General features: G+C 68.0%; 22 protein-coding genes. 12 read left to right on the top strand and 10 right to left on the bottom strand.

The genetic code is table 11. The features are described 5' to 3' along the window. Positions 1-16 precede the first annotated feature (16 nt). The 4 genes from FHX60_RS19565 to FHX60_RS19550 form a co-directional block, all read right to left on the bottom strand. Positions 17-553 (bottom strand): flavin reductase family protein, encoded by a 537-nt coding sequence (locus FHX60_RS19565; protein WP_183284293.1) that lies wholly within the window; start codon positions 551-553, stop codon positions 17-19. Continuing rightward, positions 550-2,304, bottom strand: a complete 1,755-nt coding sequence (locus tag FHX60_RS19560; protein ID WP_183284292.1) for an FAD-dependent oxidoreductase — start codon at positions 2,302-2,304, stop codon at positions 550-552. The genes FHX60_RS19565 and FHX60_RS19560 overlap by 4 nt, the downstream gene beginning before the upstream one ends. A 25-nt stretch (positions 2,305-2,329) precedes the next feature. Next, positions 2,330-3,523 (bottom strand): flavin-dependent monooxygenase, encoded by a 1,194-nt coding sequence (locus FHX60_RS19555; RefSeq protein WP_183284291.1) that lies wholly within the window; start codon positions 3,521-3,523, stop codon positions 2,330-2,332. A gap of 202 nt (positions 3,524-3,725) precedes the next feature. After that, complete coding sequence (locus FHX60_RS19550; RefSeq protein ID WP_183284290.1) at positions 3,726-4,877, bottom strand: LLM class flavin-dependent oxidoreductase; 1,152 nt, start codon at positions 4,875-4,877, stop codon at positions 3,726-3,728. A gap of 207 nt (positions 4,878-5,084) precedes the next feature. On the opposite strand from FHX60_RS19550, the gene FHX60_RS19545 reads away from it, so the two are divergent. Beyond that, positions 5,085-5,429 carry a VOC family protein gene (locus FHX60_RS19545; RefSeq protein ID WP_112774840.1) on the top strand — a complete coding sequence of 115 codons (345 nt, stop codon included), beginning with the start codon at positions 5,085-5,087 and terminating at the stop codon, positions 5,427-5,429. Between the two features lie 9 nt (positions 5,430-5,438). On the opposite strand, the gene FHX60_RS19540 is transcribed toward FHX60_RS19545, so the two are convergent. Continuing rightward, positions 5,439-6,623, bottom strand: coding sequence for a helix-turn-helix transcriptional regulator (locus tag FHX60_RS19540; RefSeq protein ID WP_092311598.1), 1,185 nt, complete (start codon positions 6,621-6,623; stop codon positions 5,439-5,441). 433 nt (positions 6,624-7,056) lie between these two features. Here FHX60_RS19540 and FHX60_RS19535 point away from each other — a divergent pair, with 433 nt between their 5' ends. The 3 genes from FHX60_RS19535 to FHX60_RS19525 all read left to right on the top strand — a co-directional run bounded on the left by FHX60_RS19535 (position 7,057) and on the right by FHX60_RS19525 (position 10,018). After that, positions 7,057-7,872: an SDR family NAD(P)-dependent oxidoreductase gene (locus tag FHX60_RS19535; protein ID WP_183284289.1), complete on the top strand. Its 816-nt coding sequence runs from the start codon at positions 7,057-7,059 to the stop codon at positions 7,870-7,872. Between the two features lie 74 nt (positions 7,873-7,946). Then, positions 7,947-8,921, top strand: a complete 975-nt coding sequence (gene lipP1 / locus FHX60_RS19530) for a LipP1 family hormone-sensitive lipase (protein WP_183284288.1) — start codon at positions 7,947-7,949, stop codon at positions 8,919-8,921. Then, positions 8,918-10,018, top strand: a complete 1,101-nt coding sequence (locus FHX60_RS19525; RefSeq protein ID WP_183284287.1) for a 3,4-dihydroxy-2-butanone-4-phosphate synthase — start codon at positions 8,918-8,920, stop codon at positions 10,016-10,018. The genes lipP1 and FHX60_RS19525 overlap by 4 nt, the downstream gene beginning before the upstream one ends. Here FHX60_RS19525 and FHX60_RS19520 read toward each other — a convergent pair. From FHX60_RS19520 to FHX60_RS19505, 4 genes are all read right to left on the bottom strand, one after another. Further along, positions 9,972-10,988 carry an acetyltransferase gene (locus tag FHX60_RS19520; protein ID WP_112774836.1) on the bottom strand — a complete coding sequence of 339 codons (1,017 nt, stop codon included), beginning with the start codon at positions 10,986-10,988 and terminating at the stop codon, positions 9,972-9,974. The genes FHX60_RS19525 and FHX60_RS19520 overlap by 47 nt on opposite strands. Positions 10,989-11,007: 19 nt before the next feature. Then, a complete protein-coding gene (locus FHX60_RS19515; protein WP_112774835.1) occupies positions 11,008-11,799 on the bottom strand; it encodes an SDR family oxidoreductase in 792 nt (263 codons plus the stop codon). Between the two features lie 113 nt (positions 11,800-11,912). Further along, the gene (locus FHX60_RS19510; protein ID WP_183284286.1) at positions 11,913-13,100 is read right to left on the bottom strand and encodes a sulfotransferase family protein; all 1,188 of its coding nucleotides are present in this window, start codon (positions 13,098-13,100) and stop codon (positions 11,913-11,915) included. Further along, positions 13,097-14,218 carry a DUF1214 domain-containing protein gene (locus FHX60_RS19505; RefSeq protein ID WP_183284285.1) on the bottom strand — a complete coding sequence of 374 codons (1,122 nt, stop codon included), beginning with the start codon at positions 14,216-14,218 and terminating at the stop codon, positions 13,097-13,099. Before FHX60_RS19505 ends, FHX60_RS19510 begins: the two co-directional genes overlap by 4 nt. A 157-nt stretch (positions 14,219-14,375) precedes the next feature. Between FHX60_RS19505 and cysD the strand changes: the two genes are divergently transcribed. The 3 genes from cysD to FHX60_RS19490 all read left to right on the top strand — a co-directional run bounded on the left by cysD (position 14,376) and on the right by FHX60_RS19490 (position 18,569). After that, positions 14,376-15,344: a sulfate adenylyltransferase subunit CysD gene (gene cysD, locus FHX60_RS19500; protein WP_260164178.1), complete on the top strand. Its 969-nt coding sequence runs from the start codon at positions 14,376-14,378 to the stop codon at positions 15,342-15,344. Next, positions 15,344-17,266: a sulfate adenylyltransferase subunit CysN gene (gene cysN / locus FHX60_RS19495; RefSeq protein ID WP_183284283.1), complete on the top strand. Its 1,923-nt coding sequence runs from the start codon at positions 15,344-15,346 to the stop codon at positions 17,264-17,266. The genes cysD and cysN overlap by 1 nt, the downstream gene beginning before the upstream one ends. A 163-nt stretch (positions 17,267-17,429) precedes the next feature. After that, positions 17,430-18,569: a helix-turn-helix transcriptional regulator gene (locus FHX60_RS19490; protein WP_183284282.1), complete on the top strand. Its 1,140-nt coding sequence runs from the start codon at positions 17,430-17,432 to the stop codon at positions 18,567-18,569. A gap of 72 nt (positions 18,570-18,641) precedes the next feature. On the opposite strand, the gene FHX60_RS19485 is transcribed toward FHX60_RS19490, so the two are convergent. Further along, entirely contained in the window at positions 18,642-19,544 is a 903-nt protein-coding gene (locus tag FHX60_RS19485; RefSeq protein ID WP_112774829.1) for a LysR family transcriptional regulator, read from the bottom strand. A 130-nt stretch (positions 19,545-19,674) separates the two neighbouring features. Between FHX60_RS19485 and FHX60_RS19480 the strand changes: the two genes are divergently transcribed. The 5 genes from FHX60_RS19480 to FHX60_RS19460 all read left to right on the top strand — a co-directional run bounded on the left by FHX60_RS19480 (position 19,675) and on the right by FHX60_RS19460 (position 23,402). Next, positions 19,675-20,499: a substrate-binding domain-containing protein gene (locus tag FHX60_RS19480; RefSeq protein ID WP_183284281.1), complete on the top strand. Its 825-nt coding sequence runs from the start codon at positions 19,675-19,677 to the stop codon at positions 20,497-20,499. Positions 20,500-20,845: 346 nt separating this feature from the next. Next, complete coding sequence (locus FHX60_RS19475; RefSeq protein WP_112774827.1) at positions 20,846-21,091, top strand: hypothetical protein; 246 nt, start codon at positions 20,846-20,848, stop codon at positions 21,089-21,091. A gap of 159 nt (positions 21,092-21,250) precedes the next feature. After that, complete coding sequence (locus tag FHX60_RS19470) at positions 21,251-21,814, top strand: phasin family protein (protein WP_112774826.1); 564 nt, start codon at positions 21,251-21,253, stop codon at positions 21,812-21,814. Between the two features lie 129 nt (positions 21,815-21,943). Further along, complete coding sequence (phbB, locus tag FHX60_RS19465; protein WP_112774825.1) at positions 21,944-22,687, top strand: acetoacetyl-CoA reductase; 744 nt, start codon at positions 21,944-21,946, stop codon at positions 22,685-22,687. Positions 22,688-22,838: 151 nt separating this feature from the next. Then, entirely contained in the window at positions 22,839-23,402 is a 564-nt protein-coding gene (locus FHX60_RS19460; RefSeq protein WP_183284280.1) for a J domain-containing protein, read from the top strand. The last annotated feature ends 85 nt before the right edge of the window (positions 23,403-23,487 follow it).

The following is a 23,487-nucleotide window of genomic DNA, read 5'->3' as shown; positions in this document are numbered from 1 at the left end:
TGGCGCTTGCTCCGGGTCAGGCCGAACACAGCGCGCCCAGCGGCGCGGAGGTGGTATAGGCGCCGTCGACGTAGACCAGCGGCGAGACCTCGCCCGCCAGCCTGACCTCGCGCAGCCGGCCGATAAAGACCGCATGGGTGCCGTAGTCGAAGCGGCCGTCCTGCTGGCAGAACAGGTTGGCCTGGGCATCGCGCAGGGACGGCACGCCCAGCAGGTCGTCTTCCCACTCGCCGCTGGTGAAGCGCGCTTCGCCCTTGAGCCGGCCGCTGCAGTCGACCGCGATATCGCGATGGTCGGCGGCGAGCAGGTTGATGCAGAAGTCCGCGCCGGCATCGAGCGGCGGGTAGATCGACGCATTGCGGTTGATGCAGATCAGCAGCGAAGGCGGATCGGCCGACAGCGAATCGACCGCGGTCACCGACATCGAATAGCGGCGCTCGCCGTGGCGGCAGCTGATCACGGCGACGGAGCGGGCCATGCGGCGCATCGCCTTCAGCATGTCATCGCGCAGCGCGCCAACGGCTTCGGCGCTAGGTTCGGGTCTGGCGCTCATAGAGCCTCCTGTACAGGTTGAGCGGGGTGCGTGGCGGCGGGTTGCCGCGCATGCTGCGAAATCACGTCCGCGGCGATCATGCCGAAGGTCATCGCCGGGCCCAGCGTGGAGCCGGCGCCGGGATAGCTGGTGCCCATCACCGCGGCACTGGTATTGCCGATGGCGAACAGGCCGGCGATGGCGCTGCCGTCATCGCGCAGCACGCGCGCGCTGGCGTCGGTCACCAGTCCGCCCTTGGTGCCGATATCGCCGGCGTCGAGCCGCACCGCGTAGAACGGGGCCTTGCCGATCGGCGCCAGGCAGGGATTGGGCCGTACCGCCGGGTCGCTGTAATAGGTGTCGAACAGGTTGTCGCCCTTGCCGAACTCCGCGTCCACGCCGGTGGCGGCGTAGTCGTTCATGCGCGCGACACTGGCGGCCAGGCCATCGGCATCCACGCCGATCTTCTGCGCCAGCTGCGCGAGCGTGTCGGCGCGCACCAGGATGCCCGACAGGCTGGCGGGGATGCTGCGGTCCGGCATCACCGAGCCGGGCAGGATCGGCCCGCATGGGTACTTGTGGCGGAAGGTGGCGTCGAACACCATCCAGGCCGGCACGCTGCATCCGGTCTGTTCGTGGTCGCGGTACATCGCCGGCACGAACTCGGAATACGGCGCGGCCTCGTTGACGAAGCGCCGGCCCTGCCCGTTCACCACCAGGCAGCCCGGCATGGCGCGCTCGATAAACAGCGCGCGCTGTTTTTCCTCGCCCTGCACCTGCACCGTGGGCGCGCCCCAGACGTGGGACATCAGCGCCACACCGGCGCCGGCCGCCTGCGCGGCGCGGATGGCGTCGCCGGTATTGTTGGGCGGCGTCGCGCTCCAGGCGGCACGGGTGGGCTGCGGCAGGTATTGTTCGCGCATGGCCTGGTTGCGCTCGAAGCCGCCCGCGGCAAGGATCACGCCGCGCAGCGCGCGGATCTCCACCACGCGTCCCTCCTGCACGGCGCGCACGCCGCGCACCGTGCCGTCCTCGACGATCAGGTCCTGCAAGGCGGTATCGAGCCACAACGGGATCGCACGATCCATCATCGCGCGCCGCAGGCCGCCCACCAGGCTGTTGCCGAGCGTGAGGCGGCGGTCCCGCCGGGTCTTGCGGCGCCAGCCCAGGTCGAGCCAGTATCGGGCGAACTGGCGCACCGCCAGCCCGAGCCAGCCGGGCGAGCGGCACAGCAGCGCGTGCGCCTCGCCGGAGGTGACGGCCACGCGGCCGCCCACCAGCGTGCCCGGTGAGGGCGGACGCAGCCGGTCGAACTCCTCGCGCAGCTGCGCGCCGTCGAACGGCATCGGGTCGAGCGCGCGGTAGCCCGGCATCGCCCCCGGCAGCTTCTGGAAGTAGTCGGCGTAGCGCGGCAGCGTGTAGTAGTGCACGCCGGCCTGCTGCTCCAGGTACTGCAGCATGCGCGGCGCCTGTTCGAGATAGGCGCGGATGCGCTGCGGGTCGCCGTGCTCGCCGGTGCAGGCGAGGATGTATTCCAGCGCGCTGGCGTAGTCGTCGTGCCCGCCCGCCGGCGCGATATGGTGGTTCAGCGGAATCCAGATGCCGCCGCCGGACACCGCCGAGGTGCCGCCATACTGGCTGCTCTTCTCCAGCACCACCACCGACAGGCCGCGATCGGCGGCGCGGCAGGCGGCCAGCATGCCGCCGGCGCCGGAGCCAACCACCACCACGTCAAACTCGCCGGGCTGCATGCGCGCTCTGCTCTGGCTCATGTTGGTTCCTCGTTGCCAGCGCGGCTCAGATAAAGAAGTCCGTATTGGCGCGGCCCATCATCACGCCGCCCAGGTTCTGGCCAAAGCGGTCCAGGTTGTTGGCGTAGTGGGCGCGCGCCGCGTGCAGGTCGAGGAAACGGCGCACCATCGGGTTGCTGCGGTAGATGCCGTTGCCGCCGGCATAGCGCAGCAGGCCGTTGGCCAGCTCCGCGCAGCGCTGCGCCACCTGCGCCGACTGGAAGCGGAAATGCAGCCGGCGCGGCGTGTCGACCTGGCCGCCGTCGCGCGCTACCGCCAGCAGCTCGTCGAAGTTGCGCTCCAGGATGGCCCGCATCTCGTCGATGGCCACCTGCGCGCTGGCGCACGCCATCTGCGCGCCGCCGTCTTCGGCGGTCTTGCCGCCGCCATTGCTGCTGACGCGGCCGTCGGCGTAGGCGACGAAGTCGTCCAGCGTGCCTTCGAGCGCGCCGATGCAGGCGGTACAGACCGCGCGCACGAAGATCTGCGCGAACGGCAGCCGGTACAGCGGCACGTCATTGACGGCCAGCCCCGGGCTGGTGCCCATGGCGCCATCGACGGCGCGATGGGTGCGGTAGTCCGGCACGAACACGTCGTCGACCACGATGTCGTGGCTGCCGGTCGCGCGCAGGCCCAGCACGTCCCAGTTGCGCACGATCTTGTAGTCCGAGCGCGGCAGCAGGAAGGTGCGGTAGTCATAGGCACCGCCGGGCTCGGCGGGGGGAACCAGGCCGCCTAGGAAGATCCAGTCGCACAGCTCGCTGCCGCTGGAGAACTTCCAGTGGCCGGAGAAGCGGTAGCCGCCTTCCACCGGCGTGACCTTGCCGACCGGCATGTAGGTCGAGGCGATCAGCGTGGCGGGATCGTTGCCCCACACTTCCTGTTGCGCGCGTTCGTCGAACAGCGCCAGCTGCCAGTTGTGCACGCCGACCACGCCGTAGACCCAGGCGGTGGACATGCAGCCGCGGGCCAGGGCCATCTGGATGCGGAAGAAGGTCTGCGGGTCCAGCTCATAGCCGCCGTGGCGGCGCGGCTGCAGCACCTTGAAGAAGCCCGCGGCCTGCATCTCGGCAATGGTCTCGGCGGGAATGCGCCCGTCGGCCTCGGCCTGCGCGGCGCGCTGGGCCAGGGCCGGGATCATCTGCTCGGCACGCGCGATCAGGCGCGCGGCCAGTTCCTTGGGATTGTTGTCGTGATGCACCGCGGTCTCCTTGTTGGCCTGGTTTTGTGGCTGGCATCGATGTTTGCACCGGCGCGGCGGCGTGCCATCGTCTGTTGGGACTAGCTGCTTTGCTCGCGATCTGGCGTGCCGCACTTCCTGGATGCGCCGGCCCTCTCCCCCGGCCCCTCTCCCGCAAGCGGGAGAGGGGAGCACCCCCCAGGCAAGCCAGTGCCATCTCGACTCAGGCCAGCGCCCGCAGCTTCCTGCCCTGCTTGCGGAAATGCGGAATCACGTGCTCGCCGATATTGCGGATGGTCTCCAGCTGCGCCCACTGCGGCACCGTGCCCATCTGGCAGATGAACAGGATTTCATCGGCGCCGGCATCGATCAGCCGCTGCACGTAGCCGATGCAGTCGTCCACCGTGCCGTAGGCGTGGTTCGGGTTCAGCATCATCATCGACGGATCGCTGAAGTCCACCGACACCTTCTCCGACGCAAACTTCGTGTTGATCACCGCCTTGCCCTGCGCATCGGTTGCCGTGACATGCTCGTCGTCCCAGGCCGACGGATCGGGACGCTCGCCGCCGGCATACCAGTACGACAGCGACTCCATGAAATAGCGCTGCCCCTTGATGCCGATCTTGCGTGCGGCCAGGCCGTCTTCCAGCACGATGGTCGGGCACAGCGCCGCCAGGTGCTGGTGCGGGCGGAAGCCGACCTGGTCTTCCGGCTTGCGCGTTTCCCAGGCGGCGCGGTAGATCTCGTTCTTCTTGGCCACATCCTCCGGTCCGCCGAAGCCGAGCACCAGCGCGCCCATGCCGCGCGCGCCCGCGCGCTGCAGCGTGTCGGCGTTGGTGCAGGCCAGGTACATCAGCGGGTGCGGATCCTGGCGCGGCTTGGGATGGATCGGGCGGCGCGGGATCTTGATGAACTCGCCGTCGTGCTCGATCTCGTCCTGCGTCATGATCTTCGGGATCAGGTACATCGATTCGTCGATCATCGGGTGCAGGCTGTTCAGGTCGTAGCCGAAGGTGCCGGCCTCCTGCTGGGTGCCGCCCTTGCCGACGCCGAAGTGCACGCGGCCGCCGGACAGGATGTCGAGCGTGGCGATGCGCTCGGCCACCTTCACCGGATGGTTCATCGCCGGCGGCAAGCACACCACGCCGTGGCCGATGCCGATGCGCTGGGTGCGCCCGGCGACGAAGGCCAGGAAGGTTTCCGGCGCGCTCATGTGCGCGTAGTTGGTCAGCGCGGTGTGCTCGACCGCCCATACCACGTCGAAGCCCATGTCCTCGGCCAGCACCACCTGTTCCATGATTTCATCGAACACCTTGTGGTCGCCGGCGCGCGAGGCATCGACGGTCTGGGCTTCATAGATCAACGAAAAACGCATTGCAGTCCCCTCTCGCTTGGTCGGTACAAGACCGCATCCGGGGCACTGCGAGGCGCTGCGCCTTGGGCCGGAAGCGGCCTGCGTGATCGCAGTGTGGTCGGCGCAAGACGTCGCAACATCGTCTGATTGGATTATGAGCCGCGCCGGGCGCGTCCCTATCATGGGCACCGGGCAATCCGCCCGCGCCTATCGAAAGGAACTGACACCATGCAAGCCAGGCTGCTGCTTTACCCCGTTGCGGACATCGACGCCGCGCTGCCGTTCTTCACCGAAGCACTGGGACTGCCGGTCAAGTTCCGCGACGCCGACCGCTATTGCGCGCTCGACGCGGGCGCGCTGACGCTGGCGCTGGTGGCCGGCGAGGAACGGCTGGTGGACCAGCCGGCGCTGGCCTTCAAGGTGGACGAGGGAGTCGGGATTGCCGCGGCGATGGCGCGGCTGGTGGCGGCTGGCGCCAGCGTGGCGCAGCCCGCGGCGCAGGGACCGCACGAGACGCGCGCGGTATTGCGCACGCCCGAGGGCTTTGCGCTGGTGCTCAGCGCAAAGCCCTGACGCCTTGCCTTAGCCCAGCGAAATCACGCTGCTCAGCAGCATGCGCACCAGCGTGGCCTGGCGGGTCACGCCGGTCTTGGAGAAGATCGCGCGCAGGTGCGCGCGTGCCGTGTTCTTGCTGATGCCGAGCTCGTCCGCGGCTTCATCGAGCGTGAGGCCGTTGGCCAGCTGCAGCGCGAGCTGGGTCTCGGCGGGGGTGAAGTCAAACAGCTGGCGCACCACCTCGTGCGAGGCCTGCGAGCGGCGCTCGGGGTCGCGGATGAAGACCACGCAGGCGGGGCGCTTGCGGTTGTCCTCGGACCACTCGCTCAGCGGGATGGTGCGGATCAGCACGCCCAGCCTGGCGCTGCCGGACGGGCGCGTGATCGACATCGCTTCCATCAGCGCCGGCGCGGTGCCGAGGTGGCCCATCATGGCCTGGCGCAGCAGGCGCTGGAACTTGCGGTTCTCCTGGCCGTACTCGACATCCAGGCCACCCTTGGCGACACGGATACCATCCTTGGCGCCGAGGATCTCGTCGGCGGCGGCATTGGTCTTGATGATGGTGCCCGACTCGTCCAGGATCACCATGCCCACCAGCATGCGGTCGATGGCGCTGGCGTAGACGGTGCGCTCCGACTCGACCACATCCAGGCGCGAGTGCAAATCCACCGCGCGCTTCAGGTGCGGCAGCAGCGAGGTGCACAGCGCCTTGTCCGCGGCGGAGAAGTCGGGGCCGTCATGGTCGCGGCACACGCGGAAGCGGCATTCCACGCCGTCGTCGGTGCGCAGGTCGGCGCCCAGGATGTAGCGGATGCCGACATCCTTGAGGAACTGCAGGTACAGCTCGCTCTTGCACCATATGCCGGGGCCGAGATGCTCGTCGATGGTGACCACCCGGTCCGACGGCAGCCCGATGAACGGATCCAGCGCGTAGTAGTAGTTGTTGTAGGAGGTCTCGCCCGGCAGCGTCGAGCCATGCTCGGAGGCGTTGATCATCAGCCCGGGACGATCGGTGGCCGGCGAGCGCAGGATCAGCGTGGCGTAATTGGCATTGAGCTGGCGCCGGATCTGCTCCAGCGCCTTGCCCCATGGCACCTGCTCCATCGGGCCCTGGTAGATATTGCCCAGCAATGCGCTGAACTCCGACAGCGACACCGTCGCCTGCGCGAACAGGTGTGCGGCCGCCTGGCTCTGGCTAACCTCCATCAGCATTTTCCTCTGTCTCCATTGTGGCGTGCTCAGCGCTCCGGGCGAGCCGGGCCGCTGGCTTGTGCGGGCTCTGTGGCCCTTTTTTTGTGCCCCGATTATAGGGACGGCTAAGGGGTCGCGGCTTGCCCCCCGCCTTCATGGTTTGCCCTAGGCAGCCTGGCCGCGCAGGTGGGTCGCACAGGTGGGTCGCACATGCGGGCCACACATGCCGGCCGGACTAGTCCCGCGGGACAGGCCCATCGTCACGCGGCGGCGGCGCAAACACATACTCCAAACAGACTAAGGACAGACCCATGCCCGCCCGCCAAGGGCAAACCCCTATGCAACCGGTAGCGCAGGCGCGTCCTACCCAAACAGACGATGCCCGCGCGCCGCGCCGCCGCTACAAGAAGCCATGCGCGGCGATCGGCGCCGCCGTTTTCAGGAGACTTCCACCATGGCGGCAAACCCGCGGCAGCAGGCCGCAGTCATCACCGGGGCAGCCGGCGGCATCGGGCTGGGGCTGGCCCACGCGCTGGCCGCGCAAGGCTACGCGCTGGCGCTGGCCGATATCGATGCCGATGCGCTCGAAGCCGCACGCGCGGCGCTGGCACGCGACGGCGCCACCGTCATCGCCGTGCCTACCGACGTAGGCGACGCGCGGCAGATCGCGCACCTTTGCGACGAGAGCTTCCGCCAACTGGGCCGTGTCGACCTGCTGTTCAACAACGCCGGCGTGCTTGCCACCGGCCGCTGCTGGGAATTGCCGCCCGAAGTGTTCGACAAGGTCATGCGCGTCAACCTGTGGAGCGTGCTGCATGCGCTGCGCTGCTTCGTGCCGCGCATGGTGGCACAGGGCTCGGGGCATATCGTCAACGTGGCCTCGATGGCGGGGCTGGCCGTGGGACCCTGGCTGGCGCCTTACACCCTGTCCAAGCAGGGCGTGGTGGCGCTGAGCGAAGGGCTGGCGCTGGAGCTGCAGGCCGCGGGCCTGCCGATCAAGGTGTCGGTGGTCTGCCCCGGCCCGGTTGCCACCGGCATCGCGGCGGACCTGGACGGCGCCGCGCCGCAGGAGGTGCACCAGATGAACGGCGCATTGCGCACGGGCATCGCCGCCGGCCTTGCGCCGGACCAGGCCGCGCGCGCGATCCTGGAGGGCGTGTCGGCCGGCCGGTTCTGGATCCTGCCGCACGAACAGGCCGCGCACGCGGCGCTGGCGCGCGCGCAGGGCATTGCCGCCGGCAGCGCGCCGTCGTTTGCGATGCAGCTTTGATCGCCCGCCTGATTTTTGCCTGAATTTTTCGCCTGAATTTTTTGCCTGATACCCCCCGCCATCCAGGAGACACCATGCCGCTCGATCCCCAGGCCCGTGCCATGCTTGATGCCATGGCAGCCATGCCCAGCCCCGACTTCTCCACGCTGCGCGCCGCCGACTACCGCGCCGCGCTGGCGGCCATGCCCGGCTTCGCCCCCGGCGATGCCGTCGCCGCGCAGCAAGACCTCACCCTGGACGGCCCGGCCGGCCCGCTGCAGGCACGCTTGTACCGGCCCGATGCGCCCAGCCAGGGCCAGGGCAACGTGGCGCTGCCGCTAGTGATCTTTTTCCACGGCGGCGGCTTCGTGTTGTGCGGCCTCGATTCGCACGACAACATCTGCCGCAGCCTGGCGCGCCGCAGCGGCGCGCTGGTGCTGTCGGTCGACTACCGCCTCGCGCCCGAGGCGCGCTTCCCGGCCGCCGCCGACGACGCCGTCGCCGCGGTGCGTTGGGCCGCCGCGCATGCGGCACAACTGGGCGCCGACCCGTCGCGGCTGGCGGTGGCCGGCGACAGCGCCGGCGGCAACCTGGCCGCCGTGGTGTGCCAGCAGCTGCGCGGCAGCGGCATCGCGCTGCGGCACCAGTTGCTGCTCTATCCCTGGGTGGACTGCAGCGATGCCGCCGCGGGCAGCGCCAGCTACCGGGAATGCGCGCAGGGCTATTTCCTCGGCGTCGCGGAACTGGCGTGGTATCGCGCCCAGTACCTGGCCACGCCCGCCGACGCCGGCGATGTCCGCGCCAGCCCGCTGCACCAGCGCGATCTGCGCGGACTGCCGCCGGCCACCATCATCACCGCCGAATTCGATCCGCTGCGCGACCAGGGCGAGGCCTACGGCGAAGCGCTGCAGCGCGCCGGCGGCAACGCGGCCGTGCGCCGCTGGCCCGGCCAGATCCATGGCTTCGCCAGCATGCAAGGGGTGATGGATGCCGCGAGCCATGTGCTGGACGCGGCCGCGGCGGCGCTGCGCCAGGCGTTCGGCGCAAGCAGCCGGCAGGAGGCAGCATGAGCGCGGCCAGCCTGCTGGCGCCGATGGCCGAGGTGCTGGCTGCGCTCGCCGCGGGCGAGCGCGTGGTGGTGCTCGAAGATGAGAGCGCGGAAGCCACCGGCTGCGTGCTGGTGGCCGCCGAGCGCGCCACCGAGGCCGACGTCAACTTTATGGCCGCCGAGGCGCGCGGCCTGGTGTGCATGGCCATCACCGAGGCGCGCCGCGCGCTGCTGCAGCTGCCGCCGATGGCCGCCAGCCAGCGCCAGCGCGAGCGCTACACCGTGTCGATCGAGGCCGCCAGCGGCGTCAGCACCGGCATCTCCGCCGCCGACCGCGCGCTGACGCTGCGCGTCGCGGCGGCGCCGCGCGCCCGGCCGCATGAGCTGGTCCAGCCAGGCCATGTCTTCCCGGTGGTGGCGCAGCCGGACGGGGTGCTGCGCCGCGCCGGCTTTGCCGAAGCATGTTCCGACCTGCCCCGGCTGGCGGGACGCGTAGCGGCCGGGGCCTATGCGCTGGTGCTCGACGACGACGGCGAGCTGATGCGCGGACCGGCCCTGCTCGACTTCGCCAGACGCCACGGGCTGCCGGCCGTCTCGGTCAGCGCACTGATCCACCACCGCCTGCTGACCGAGGGCGCGCTGCGCCGCACCCGTTCGACCGAACTGGCGACGCCGTTCGGGCGCTTCACCGTGCACGCCTACCATGACGCGCCGGTGGACGCGCTGCACCTGGCGCTGGTGCTGGGCCAGCCCGACCCGCACACGCCCGTGCTGACGCGCGTGCAGGCGGTGGAGATGCAGCGCGACGTGCTGGCCTTCGGCACACCCGCGCAGCCGGCGTGGAACCTGGAGCGCTCGCTGGAGAAAATCGGTGCCGAGGGTTGCGGCGTGCTGGTGCTGCTGGACGAACGCGAATCGCCGCAGCAACGGCTGGAGCGGCTGGCCGCTGCGGCCGCCGCCGCGCCCGCGCCGGCTTTCGCGCAGCGCGCGCTCGGCGTCGGGGCGCAGATCCTGCGCGACGTGGGCGCCCACAAGCTGCGCCTACTGAGCCATCCGGTGCCCTACCGCGCCGTCACCGGCTTCGACCTGGAGGTGACGGAGTTTGTCCCGCCGGGCTGAGCGGCGCGCCGAAGCAGTCGGCAAAGCTGCGCGTAAAGCGCTCCACGTCGGCGTCGGGCAGGTGGTTGATGCCGCCGGCCAGGCGCCGGCCGCCACCGGTCTCGAAAGCGCGGCAGAAATCGGCCGCGCCGGTAGCACTGTGCGCCGGCACCCGCACGCTGACCGCAAAGCCGCCGCCGGACCTGGGCGACAGCAGGCCGATCGCATCGCCGGGACGCCCGCGCACCAGCTCGTTGGCGAGCACGCCGATCGCGCGCCGTGCCCACGGTGCGTCGGGCAGCACCAGCAGCGCGGCGCCGGGCACTTCATGCAGGGGCGAAAGGCGGCGCGCCCGGGCCATGTCGTCGTCGTAGCCGTCGCACAGCAGCGCGTAGGTGGCGCACTGCGCGGCGAAGTCCAGCGGGTCGGAAAACGGCAGCATGTGCTGCGCCAGCGCGGCGGGGTCGCAATGCAGGTCGGCCACGCACTCGCCGTACGCGTTGTAGTTCAGGCAGGTGCCGAGCCGTTCCAGCACCGCGGTCTGGCCTGCATCCAGCCCGAGCTGCGCCGCCATCGCGCGCGCCACGTCGCCGAGGTTGTCGCCAAAGGCTGCGGTGACCGCCCAGCGCCGGTGGCGTCCGTCGAGGTGGCGGTCGACCAGGATGCTGGTGCAGACCTGCGCCGCCTCGTCGATATGCGCGCGCAGGCCGGCATGCGCCGGCACGTCGCCGGCGTGGTGGTGGTCGAAGTAGTGCACCTCCACCCCGGCGTCGAGCAGCCGCAGCAGCCCGTCGCGGTTCTGCTCGAGCGAGATGTCGAGCGCCGTCACGATATCGCCGGCGCGAGCGTCGATGCGCTCGAGCAGCCGGATATCGCGCTTGACGCCGGTAACCAGCGTGGCGTCGCCCGGGTGCAAGCGATGGGCCAGGCGCAGCTGCTGCAGGGCGCACAGGCCGTCGGCGTCGCCGTTGAAGGCAAAGTAGCGTGTCATGGCATGCGGTGCTGTGGGCTCAGGGCATGAAATCGCCACCGTTGGCGTCCAGCGAGGCGCCGGTGATGGCCCTGGCGTAGTCTGACACGAGAAACAGCGCTGCGCGCGCGCAGTCGTCGTCGGTCGGCATGCGGCCCAGCGCGATCTGCGCCGTAACCGGCGCGATCACCGCGTCTTCGCTCACGCCCTGCCCGGCGGCGGCGTGGCGCACATAGCCCTGCACCGGCGCACCCCACATCCAGCCCATGAAGATGCTGTTGGCGCGGATGCCATGCGGCCCCAGTTCGCGCGCCAGGTACTTGACCGCCACCGCCAGCGCACCTTTGGACGCGGCGTAGCCGGATTCGCCCGGCATCGGCTTGCGCGTGGCCTGGGTGTTGATCATCACGATGGCGCCGCCGCCCTGCGGCTTCATCAGCGCCGCCACCTCCTGCGTCAGCGTCATGGTGCCGAAGACATTGGTGTCGAACACCTGGCGCCACACGTCCAGGTCCGCCGCTTCCACCGGCTCGGGGAAATTGCCGTGCTGGAAGGCGCTGTTGACCAGCGCGTCGATGCGGCCGAAGCGGCGCAGGGTCTCGCTGGCAAGGTGGCGCGACTGGGCGCGGTCGGTGATGTCGGTCACCACCTTCAGCACCTCGCAATCGGCGCCCAGGGCATCGATGCGGGCCTGCGCCTCGTCCAGCTTCGCCTCGGTGCGCGCGGCGATGGCCACGGCGCGGGCGCCCTCGCGAGCGGCCTCAACGGCCAGCTTGATGCCCAGACCCGGGCCGATGCCGGATACGATGACGATCTTGTCTTTCAGCAGCATGGGGTGGTCTCCTGTTTTCGATTTATTGAGAGCCGGTCAGAAAGGCCGAGTGATTGCTCCCCTCTCCCGCATGCGGGAGCTGGAAAGCCTGAGGTGATTGATGGCGCCGCCGATCATTCCGCTGCCTTGCGCTCCCGGATGTGCCGCGCGCGGTAACCGGCGAAATCGCGCTCCAGCTGCGCCTGGCTCAGCCCGAACCGTTCAGGCGTATAGGCGTGCGCCGCGCGCTGGTTGCGCGGATTGCTTTCCATCCAGGCCCACATGCCGGCGCGCGCGGCCTCGGTCAGCGGCATGCCGGCGAAGCGGTAGACCGCCTGCGCCACGCCGAAGGGATCGCGCACCGTGTCCTCGAAGCGCACGTCGAGGAAGCGCCCGGCGGGCATGGCGTCGCGCACGGCCATGGCGTGCTCGGTACCGCGCCGCATCTGTTCGCTCCACTGGCGGCCCACCGCAAGCGGATCCGGGTCTTCGGCGTACAGCTTCCACAGCGTATGCGCCATGCTCGCCATCGACGGGATGGTCTGGACCGGATCGCGGTGGGTCAGCACCACCTGCGCGCCTGGGAACACCCGGAACAGCACCTCCAGCGTATGCAGGTGCTGCGGGGTCTTCAGCACCCAGCGTTGTGCCGGCAGCGTCGAGGTCTCACCGTGCTGGCGCTTTTGCCACTGCAGGAACTGCAGCATGGTCTTCAGGCAGGCATAGACCTCGGTGTGGTCCTGCTGCGCCAGCCAGCCGGTGTAGGCCGGCACATTGGCGTAGGAATCCATCGCGCACAGGAACGAATGCTCCATCAGCATGAATTCCTCGTCGGCGGCCATCGCGTCGAGCGGGTGGATGGCGAGGATGTCCGGGATGAGCTGGATCATCTGCGCCACTTCCTCGCGCGCCGCGGCGATGCGCCGGCCGGGGTCGCGCACGTCCTCGCCCGGCAGCGGGGCCGGATAGCGGGTCTCCCACCACGCCGCCGAGCTGAAGCGCGCGTCGGTGGCCAGCATGCGCTGCAGCAGCGTGGTGCCGGTGCGCGGCAGGCCGACGATGACCAGCGGGTCTTCCACGCGCTCCTGCAGGATCTCCGGATGGCGCCGGCAGTAGTCCTGGATCACCAGCCGGTTCACCAGCTGGGCCTGCAGCTTGCCTTCCAGCATGTGCGCGCCTTGCGGCGACAGGTTGGCCTCGCGTGCCAGCGAGTCCGACAGCACCCGCAGCGCCTCGCGATAGTTGCCCGGGCCGAAGTCAGCCAGGCCGCCGGCGCGCTCGCTCGCCTGCGCCAGCAGGCGTTCCACGTTGATGGCATTCATGCGTTGTTCTCCGCGAGGGGTGCACTGAGCGATGCAAGCTTGACCACGCGCGTGCGCGGATGCGAGGGCTGCGCCGCGCCGACCCAGCGCCAGCACATGGTGCCGTTGTGATGGCCCGCGGTTTCCAGCCAGTTGGGCAGGCCCGGGTCGTGCGCGCTGAGGATCACGGTGACGCCTCCGCCGGCGTTGAGCCGGGCACCGTGCTGGTTGAGGCAGATGTCGTGGTAGCGGTAGTCGAGCGATTCCATCCAGTAGTTGTTGATCTGGAAGTTCCAGAACTCGCACTCCGGCACCCGGTCGACCTCGACCACCAGCGCCTCGTCGTCCGCGAGCCGCCAGCAGGAGTGGTAGTAGTAGATGTTGGGATCGCCGCCGGCCGCCTGGCAAACCGCCTGGTCCGCTGGCGGCAGGGCGTTGACGTGGCCGCCGTAACCCTGGGCCCAGTCGGCAAAGATGCGCGCGGTGCCCTCGACAAAACCAGCGGCGCGCAGCAGGCCGGCGTGCAGGCGCTCCGCGCTCAGCGCCGGCGGCTTGCCGTTGGCGTCGATGCGCTCGATCTGCAGTTCGGCGGGCGTCTCCGCCTTGCGGTCGAGAAAGGTCTGGCGCACCACCAGGGCATTGGTGGCCGGCTCCATGCGCACCCAGTTTCCCGGTTGCGGCTGGGCGCTGAGCGTGATCTCGAAACTGCCGTCCGGTTCCACGGCAAGCTTGTTGCTGTCGATAAAGCCGGTCTGGACCATGCGCCCGTCGGTTTCGTAGCCGCCCTTCTGCGTGCCGAAGCTCAGGTACGCCACCGTGCCGCGCCGTCCGCGGATGCGGTACGCCGCGCTGCCGTCCAGCCGCGCGTAGCGGTACAGGTTGTCCGGATTGTCGGCGCCGATCTTGGCGGTCTCGTGCGACGGCGCGAACAAGCCGGGGAACGCCGGATCGGCAAATTCCACGTGCATTTCCAGCGCAATGCGCAGCAAGCGGCTCAGGTAGCGGAAGCCCTCGGCGCGCGTGAGCGCGTCGGTCGGCGCTTCCGGGCGCAGGATCTGCTGCCCGCTGCGCTTGAGCACGTCACAAAACTCGGCCCAGGTCTGGCCGCTCAGCAATTGGTCTTCGGCGGATATCGCCATCTGCCTGCTCCCGTGGTTGGTCGGCGCAGCAACGATACCCAGCGCAGGGCGGCGCCTTCCTCGTCCGGGTGGACTAGGAAATGCGCGCCGCGGCCCGCGATTTCTTAGTCCGCCCGGACGAAGTGGCGCGGGCCCCCGGCTCGCTACCTTCTGTCCCATGCCGGATGGCCGCGACAACCCTGCGCGGCACCGGCAAACCCAGAAGACCAAGCGTAAAAAGGAGACCCCGATGTTGACCCACCTGGAGCAACTGGAGGCCGAGAGCATCCACATCATGCGGGAGGTGGTGGCGGAATGCGAGAACCCCGTCATGCTCTATTCGATCGGCAAGGACAGCGCGGTGATGCTGCACCTGGCGATGAAGGCCTTCCATCCCGCGCGGCCGCCGTTCCCGCTGCTGCATGTCGATACCACCTGGAAGTTCCGCGAGATGATCGCGTTCCGCGACCAGACCGCAGCCCGGCTGGGCCTGGACCTGCGCGTGCACATCAACCCCGAAGGGCTGGCGCGCAATATCAGCCCGCACGAGCATGGCTCGGCCGTCCACACCGACGTGTGGAAGACGCAAGGCCTGAAGCAGGCGCTGGACCACTACGGCTTTGACGCGGCCTTCGGCGGCGCACGCCGCGATGAAGAGAAATCCCGCGCCAAGGAGCGCGTGTTCTCGGTACGCACCGCGCAGCACCGCTGGGACCCCAAGATGCAGCGCCCCGAACTCTGGCGCCAGTACAACACGCGCAAGCGCAAGGGCGAGAGCCTGCGCGTGTTCCCGTTGTCGAACTGGACCGAGCTCGATATCTGGCAATACATCTACCTGAACGAGATCCCGATCGTGCCGCTGTACTTCGCCAGGGTACGTCCGGTGGTGGAGCGCGACGGCACCTTGATCATGGTCGACGACGAGCGCCTGCCGCTGCGTCCGGGCGAAACCCCGCAACTGCGCAAGGTGCGATTCCGCACGCTGGGCTGCTACCCGCTCACCGGCGCGATCGAGAGCGACGCCGACACGCTCGGCGGCATCATCCAGGAAATGCTGCGGGCGACCACGTCGGAGCGCCAGGGACGGCTGATCGACAGCGATTCGGCCGGTTCAATGGAAAAGAAGAAGCAGGAGGGATACTTCTGATGGAAACCCTGATCGACAACGCGCCGGCGACGGCGCAACCCGCGGGCGCGCAGAACGAGATCGCCCGGTATCTTCGTGCCCAGCAAAGCAAGAGCCTGCTGCGCTTTATCACCTGCGGCAGCGTCGACGACGGCAAGAGCACGCTGATCGGCCGGCTGCTGTATGAATCGAAGATGCTGTTCGAAGACCAGCTGGCGCAGCTCGAGGCCGACTCGAAGAAGATGGGCACGCAGGGCGAGGACCTGGACTTCGCCCTGCTGGTGGACGGCCTGGCCGCCGAGCGCGAACAGGGCATCACCATCGACGTGGCCTACCGCTTTTTCGCCACCGACAAGCGCAAGTTCATCGTCGCCGACACGCCGGGCCACGAGCAGTACACCCGCAACATGGTCACCGGCGCCTCCACCGCCGACCTGGCCATCCTGCTGGTCGATGCGCGGCGCGGCGTGCAGACGCAGACGCGGCGCCACAGCTACCTGGTGGCCACGCTGGGTATCCGGCGCGTGGTGCTGGCCGTCAACAAGCTCGACATGGTGGACTACTCGCGCGACGTCCATACGCGCATCGAGAAGGAATACCGCGAGTTCGCGCGGCAGATCGGCCTGACCGATATCGTCTGCATCCCGATGTCCGCGCTGCGCGGCGACAATATCACCGAACCCAGCGCCAATACGCCGTGGTACCAGGGTCCGACGCTGATGGACCATCTGGAGAGCGTGCCGATCGACCACGCGCCCGCGCAGGACGAGGCGTTCCGGCTGCCGGTGCAATGGGTCAACCGCCCCAACCTGGATTTCCGCGGCTTTGCCGGCACGGTCGGCGCCGGCGTGGTCCGGCGTGGCGACCGCGTGCGCGCGCTGCCCTCCGGCCGCGAAAGCCGCGTGACCGCCATCGTCGGCGCGGGCGGCGAATGCGAGCAGGCCATGCGCGGCCAGGCGGTGACGCTGACCCTGGCCGACGAGATCGACATCAGCCGCGGCGACGTGCTGGCCTGCGCCGAAGACCCGCCCGCGGTGGCCGACCAGTTCGAAGCGACGCTGGTATGGATGAACGAGGACGCCATGCTGCCCGGGCGCCCCTACCTGCTCAAGCTCGGCACGCGCACCGTGGGCGTGACCGTGGCGCAGCCAAAGTACAAGGTCAACGTCAATACGCTGGAGCACCTGGCCGCGCGCACGCTGGAGCTGAACGAGATCGGCGTGTGCAACCTGCACCTGGACCAGGCGGTGGCCTTCGACCCGTACGCGCGCAACCGCGAACTGGGCGGATTTATCCTGATCGACCGCCTGACCAACAACACGGTCGGCGCCGGCATGCTGCACTTTGCGCTGCGCCGGGCGCAGAACGTGCACTGGCAGGCCATCGACGTCGACCGCCGCGCCCATGCCGCGCTCAAGCACCAGTCACCGCGCATCGTCTGGTTCACCGGCCTGTCCGGCGCGGGCAAGTCCACCATCACCAACCTGGTGGAAAAGCGCCTGCACGCGCTCGGCCACCACACCTACCTGCTCGACGGCGACAACGTGCGCCACGGCCTGAACAAGGACCTGGGTTTCTCCGAAGCGGACCGCATCGAGAATATCCGGCGCGTGGCCGAAGTCGCCAGGCTGATGCTGGATGCGGGGCTGATCGTGCTGGTATCGTTCATCTCCCCCTTCCGCTCCGAACGCGAGATGGCGCGCGCGCTGGCCGGCGACGGCGAGTTCATCGAAGTCTTCATCGACACGCCGCTGGCCGTGGCCGAGCAGCGCGACCCCAAGGGCCTGTACCGCAAGGCGCGCCGTGGCGAACTGAAGAACTTCACCGGCATCGACTCGCCCTACGAGCCGCCCGAGCATCCGGAAATCCGCATCGACACCACCGGCGACACCGCCGAGCAGGCGGCAGAGAGGATCGTGGCCTGGCTGCGGGACAGGCCTTAGGCCGAATGGACGATGAGGCGGCGGCGGGGGTAGGTACGATGGGCAAGACCGGCATTCTGCCGGCCCTGCCCCAGGCCAACGCGCTTCCACGACCGGCGGCGTACTCCCTCTCCCGCAAGCGGGAGAGGGGAGCAAACCGGCAGTCCACTGAAACGCCTCGATCATGCTGCCAGCTTCCCTCCCTGCCGCCGAGCTTAGCGCCCTGCTCGCCCAGCTCTACCAGGGTCCCACCGAAACCGTCCCCTGGGCCGGCTTCCTCGAAAGCCTCCGCCAGCGACTGGCCGCCACGTTCGTCACGCTGGTGCTGCGCCACCCCGCCACCGACCGCCCGGGCCTGATCGTCAACGCTTCCGGCTACGGCCCCCACCTGCCCGGCGAGCCGTCATACAGCGAGCAATACTATGCGCTGTGCCCCTTCCTGGACCTGCACCCCGACCGGCTCTTCAGCGCCGACGAACTGTTCGGCGAACCCGGCTGGCTGGCGCATCCGTTCTACGTGCAATACCTGCAGCCGCTCGGCTTGCGCTACATCCTGGCAGCGAACCTGGTCACGCCGGATGGCGTCGAATGCGCGCTGTTCATCAGCCGCACCGCGGCCGGACAAGACTTCACCAACCCCGACAAGGCGCTGCTGCTCGACTTGCTGCCCCACCTGAAACGCGCCGTCGACCTGCATGCCGCGCTCGACGTGCTGGCCTCCGAACGGTCGCTCTACGCCGATGCGGTCGACCGCATGCAAGTGGGCACGGTCATACTGGACGAGCACGGCCGCTGCATCCGCAGCAACGACGTCGCCGGCCGCCTGCTGCGTGCCCACGACGGCCTCTACCTGGCGGACGGCGCGCTGCACGCGCACTGCCCGATGGAAAACCGCAGGTTCCGCAAGATTCTGGAGAGCGCCGCACAGGCCCATGCGCTGGCCACGCCACGCAGCGAAGTCACCACGCTCAGCCGGCCCGCCGCGCCCACGCCGCTGAGCGTGCTGGTCCGGCCCATCCCGCTCAGCTACCGCAGCGAGGACAAGGCCCGCCGCCCCGCGGTGGCGGTCTTCATCCGCGATCCCGCCGGTTCGCCGCGCAACACCCACGCCAGCCTGCGCAAGCTGTTCCAACTGACCCCCACCGAGATCGAACTGGCCCTGCTGATGGTCGACGGACTGACCCTGGATGAGGCCGCGGCGCGGCTGGGCGTGAAGAAGAACACGGCGCGGGCGCATTTGCGGGGAATTTTTGCGAAGACGGGGGCAACGCGGCAGGCGGTGTTGGTGAAGATGTTGCTGTCCAGTGTGGTGGGAATGGGGTGAGGCAGGTGCGGGGCCTTCGCGCGTCCACGGCCCAGCGTTTCCGTCAGCGTGATTCCCGCCTGCCTTGCGGGATCACGTCGCCGGCACGGCGCCTGCTGTCAGGGTGCCATACAACGCCTGCGCGGCAGGCTGCAATGGCCGGTCATGGCGCCGTATCAGGCCAAGGACCCGGTCTACGGAAGGATCCACCAGCGTCACGCCGCAAAGCCGGGGATGATCGTGCGGCAGCGCCATGCCGGGCAGCACTGCCATGCCCAGGCCGGCCTCGACCAGCGCCAGCACCCCGACCACGTGGTTGGCTTCGTAGTGGATGGTCGGGCGTCGCCTGAGGTGGGCGATGGCATTCTCGATCAAGGCGCGGTTGCCGCTTTGCTTTGAGACGCCCACCATCCGCTGCCCTGCTAGTTCATCCCAGGCGATGGCATCCCGCCCCGACCAGGGATGGTCGCGCGGCATCACCAGCCGGTAGGGCTCGGCGCGGATTGCGCGAAATTCGATGTTCGGCTCCTGGGCACCCATGAAATTGAGCCCGAAATCGGACTCCCCGGACATCACGCTGGCCAGCACGTCGTTGGCGTTTTCGTCGATCACCCGCACGCGCACCCCGGGGTGCCGGGAGCCGAACTCATGAATGGCGTCGGGCAGGAAATGCAGCACCGACGACGGTATCGCGGCCACGGTCACAAGGCCGCGCTGGAGCGTGACCTCGTCACCGAGCCGCAGCACCGCGCTGTCGAGGATGGCCAGCGCTCCACGAGCCTCCTCCAGGAACTGCCGGCCAATGTTGGTCACCTGCACGCGTCGCGTAGTCCGTTCAAGCAGGCGGGAGCCAAGCGTCCTTTCCAGTTTGTCGATGCGCCGGCTCAGGGCGGGCTGGGAAATGTGCAGCGCCTCCGCGGCCATGCGGAAGCTGCCTTGTTCCGCGGTGGCGACAAAGGCCTGCAGATCTTCCAGTCCGAAATTAATGCGCGGCATGCATCAGCTCTTGAATAAGTTGCAATTCACAGATTAATACGCTGCCCATATGCTGGCAATGCCTCGACGAGGCGCCATGACGTGCAGTGAAGCGCATAAATCCAGAGCCAGCCTTGGCCAGGGAGACGATATGAAATCCGCAACCTCTGCCGCCCGGCATACCGTTCTGATCTTGTTGCTAGGGTTGGGTGGTCCAGCCTGGGCGGATGACATCCGTGTCATTACCTCGGGCGGATTTACGGCGGCCTACCAGAAACTCGTCCCGCTTTACGAGGCCGCCACGCAGGATCGCGTCATCACCGCCTACGGCGCATCGATGGGTAATGCGCCGGACTCCATCCCGAGCCGGCTGGCGCGCGGCGAGACCTTCGACGTGGTCATTCTGGCGGATGCCGGACTCGAGAAACTGGCCGCCGAAGGCAAGGTTCTGCCCGGCAGCCGCGTCGACCTCGCGCGTTCGCTGATCGGCATGTCGGTGCGCAAGGGGACGCCCCGGCCGGATATCAGCAACACCGCCGCCTTCAGGCAGACGCTGCTCAACGCCCGGACGATCGCCTACTCCGCCAGCGCCAGTGGAACCTATTTGTCCAACGAGCTGTTTCCCCGGCTCGGCGTCGCGGACCAGATCAAGGACAAGGCCCACAAGATCTACAGTGAGCGCGTCGGCGCCGTGGTGGCGCGCGGCGATGCGGAAATCGGCTTCCAGCAGGTCAGCGAACTGCTGCCATTCCAGGAACTGGATTACGTCGGCCCCTTGCCTGACGAGCTGCAGCAGAAAGTCTTCTTTTCGGCCGGGACGATTGCAGGCCGGCAAACAGCGGCCACCTCGCGTTTCGTTGGTTTCCTGGCCTCGCCTGCCGCGGCTGCAATCGTGAGCAGCACCGGACTGGAACCGGTGGCGACGCCACTGCCGCCACCGGCACCGCCGAAGCTGGGGCAACCGGCGAAACCCTGATGCCGGGCTTTGATTACAACTTTGCAACGATCAAGGGTGGCGGTCTGGGCCGCGCTGGCAAATCAAAGACCGACCGGTCGGGCTAACAAGCCATGGGGGATAGCGCTCTGCCAATTTGCTCGGGCACCGCATCAGAGCCGATGGGACCCATGCAGAAAATACTGCAGACCGTCGACAAGGACATTGAAGCCCCGGTGATGGGCACCTAAGATGGAGTTTCTGGCGCGAGCGGCAAGCCTGCCGTCGCCAGGATGTGGTCTGCGATGACTGGACCCTCCGATCCAGGCGGACCTGCGGTGTAGTGTAGTCCCGTAGCAAGAATAGACCTATAGCTTGGGAGACAACTGTGCTGAGTCATCATGAAATCGCCACGCTGGTCCTCGTGAACGACCACTCGGACGCCATCGAGCTGGACGACGCAGACATGCAGGCACTGCTCGAGAAGCAGTTCGTCACGCTCGAACGCCTTGGGCCAACCGTTGCGCAGCCGCGCGTCACGATTCAAGGCTACGCCTTTCTCAAAGCGGTCGGTCGTGTTCGCGCAAGCGACGGCAAGGCACGCCAGCAAACCGCCTGCAGGACCTTGCTTTAAGCCCTTCGGTACCTGTCGACTTCTCCGGCCTGCTTTCGCGGCAAGCGGCAGCCGGCATTGCCAATGTGGGCATGGCAATCGTCGTGCCTTGACCCTCCGCTCCGCGCAGCACGGGTCTCGCGACCGTTGCGCGGGGCGGAACTTATCTGGAGACGCAAAATGACAAAGTGGTCGCCTGAGCAAATCAGCAAGCTTCAGATTACCGGCATCGACGCCTGGGCGGGGCTGGCCAGCAAGTCGCTGGAATGCATCGCCAGGTTGGTGGACCTGAATCTCCAGACCATGAAAACAACCCTGGAAGACGGGCAGGAGTGCGCCAGGAAGGCGTTGTCGACCAAAGACCCGCAAGAACTCGCTGAGCTGCAAGCGGACTTGTTCCAACCCACGGCCGAAGCGATGTTGGCGTATCGACGCCGTGTGCAGGACATCGTTGCCGATGCACAAGCCAACGTCGAGAAGGTGCTGGAGGTGCAGTACGCCGCCGGCAAGCGCGAGGTACAGGGATTCATGGAAACCGCGCTGAGCAACGCCCCGACCACCTCGATGACGCCTTTTGTCGCCTGGCAGGAGGCGCTTAACGCCACGACCGCGCTCTTCGACTCCATGCAAGCGACGGCAAAGCAGGCGATGCAGATGGCCGGGAGCAGCCTGGATTCCGCCGCCGAAGCCACATCCAAGGGCGTACGACGCCGCCCCGCACCCGCCCAGCACACGGCGGAGTAATACCGCCGGCCGCGTTTGTCGGCGCCGGCGGCAGGCCGCTTGCCGTACCGATGCGGGACAACGCCCGGAGCCGTGGCGTAGTCGACCCGGCGCCTGTCCCGCATATCTCAGACACAGGGGATCGCAGACATGACAAATAAAATCGCCATCGTGACAGGTGGCATGGGCGGGCTTGGCGAAGCGATCAGCATCCGACTACAGGACGCAGGTTGCACCGTCGCGGTCACGCATTCGCATGGCAACAGCGGCGTCGACGCCTGGCTGGCGAGAATGGAAGAAGGCGGGAGAAAATTCCATGCCTATCCCGTAGACGTTGCCGACTACGCGTCCTGCCAGCTGTGTGTTGCAGCCATTCACGAGGAACTGGGCGCCACTGACATTCTGGTCAACAACGCCGGTATCACACGCGATGCCAGTTTCAGGAAGCTGGACAAGGTCGATTGGGACGCGGTCATGCGCACCAACCTCGACTCGGTATTCAACATGACCAAGCCGGTGTGCGAAGGCATGGTCAAGCGCGGCTGGGGCCGCATCATCAATATCTCGTCGATCATTGGTTCCAAGGGCGGCTTCGGACAGAGCAATTACGCAGCGGCCAAGGCCGGCATGCATGGATTCACCAAATCGCTGGCGCTCGAAGTGGCCAGGAGCGGCGTGACGGTCAATACCGTGTCGCCGGGCTTTATCGCCACCAAGATGGTAACGGCGATCCCGCAAGAGATCCTCGACACCAAGATCATTCCGCATATCCCCGTCGGCCGCCTGGGACAGCCGGACGAAGTGGCGGCGCTGGTCGCCTATCTTTGCTCGCATGAAGCCGGCTTCTTGACCGGCGCGAACATTGCGATCAACGGCGGACAGCATTTGCAGTGAAGCCGCGCTGCTCCGGCCGGCGCGATGTTGACGCAGCAATGCGTGGGCATCGCGTGGCGGGTCGCAGCGTCGGCGCATGAGCAAGACGGAAGCTCCGTGCCGGGGCGGCGTGCTAGCATGAACGCCTCCGCTCTCCTCCGCCCCGCTTCCCATGACCACGCTCTACGCGACGCTTGGCGTACAGGCCGATGCCACCCTGGATGAGATCAAGCTTGCCTATCGCCGTGCGGCAATGAAATGGCATCCGGACCGCAATCCCGGTCGCGAAGCCGAAAGCCATGCCGCGTTCCAGCAGATTCGCGATGCCTATGCGATCCTGTCCGACGCCGAGCAGCGCCAGGTCTACGACGACGTCTTCGAACGCGAAATGCGCAGGTGGGAAGCCGAGCACGCAGCACAAGAGGCCGAGCAACGCCAGGCCCAGGAGCAGGCGAGACGCGTCGCGCAGGAGCATTACGAGAAGATGGTTGCCATCGCGATGCGCTTTGCCGACGAAGGGCATTCGCGCGACGTCCTGTTCGGCATCCTGTTGGGCAAGGACTGCGAGACGGAACTCGCCGGACGAATTGCCGACAGCGTTTATGCACTGCACGAGTCGCGCCACGCATGCGCCGAGGGCGAGGCCGTAGCGCCGGCACATGCCGGCACGGCGCGCACCGAGATACCCGTCAGCCCGTTCGACGCATTCTGGCAAGGACTGTTCAGGTTTCGCTAGCAGGCGATTCCACACCCCCACTTTGGTGGGGTGTTGGCGCTGCAAAATTGAATCTCCGTTAACCGCCGTTTGATATAGATTGTAA

This window comes from Cupriavidus alkaliphilus (assembly GCF_014191175.1).
In the GTDB taxonomy this organism is placed as follows: Bacteria; Pseudomonadota; Gammaproteobacteria; order Burkholderiales; family Burkholderiaceae; genus Cupriavidus; species Cupriavidus alkaliphilus.
Note: the sequence above shows the minus strand (reverse complement) of the source record. Positions and strands in the feature narration are given on the sequence as shown.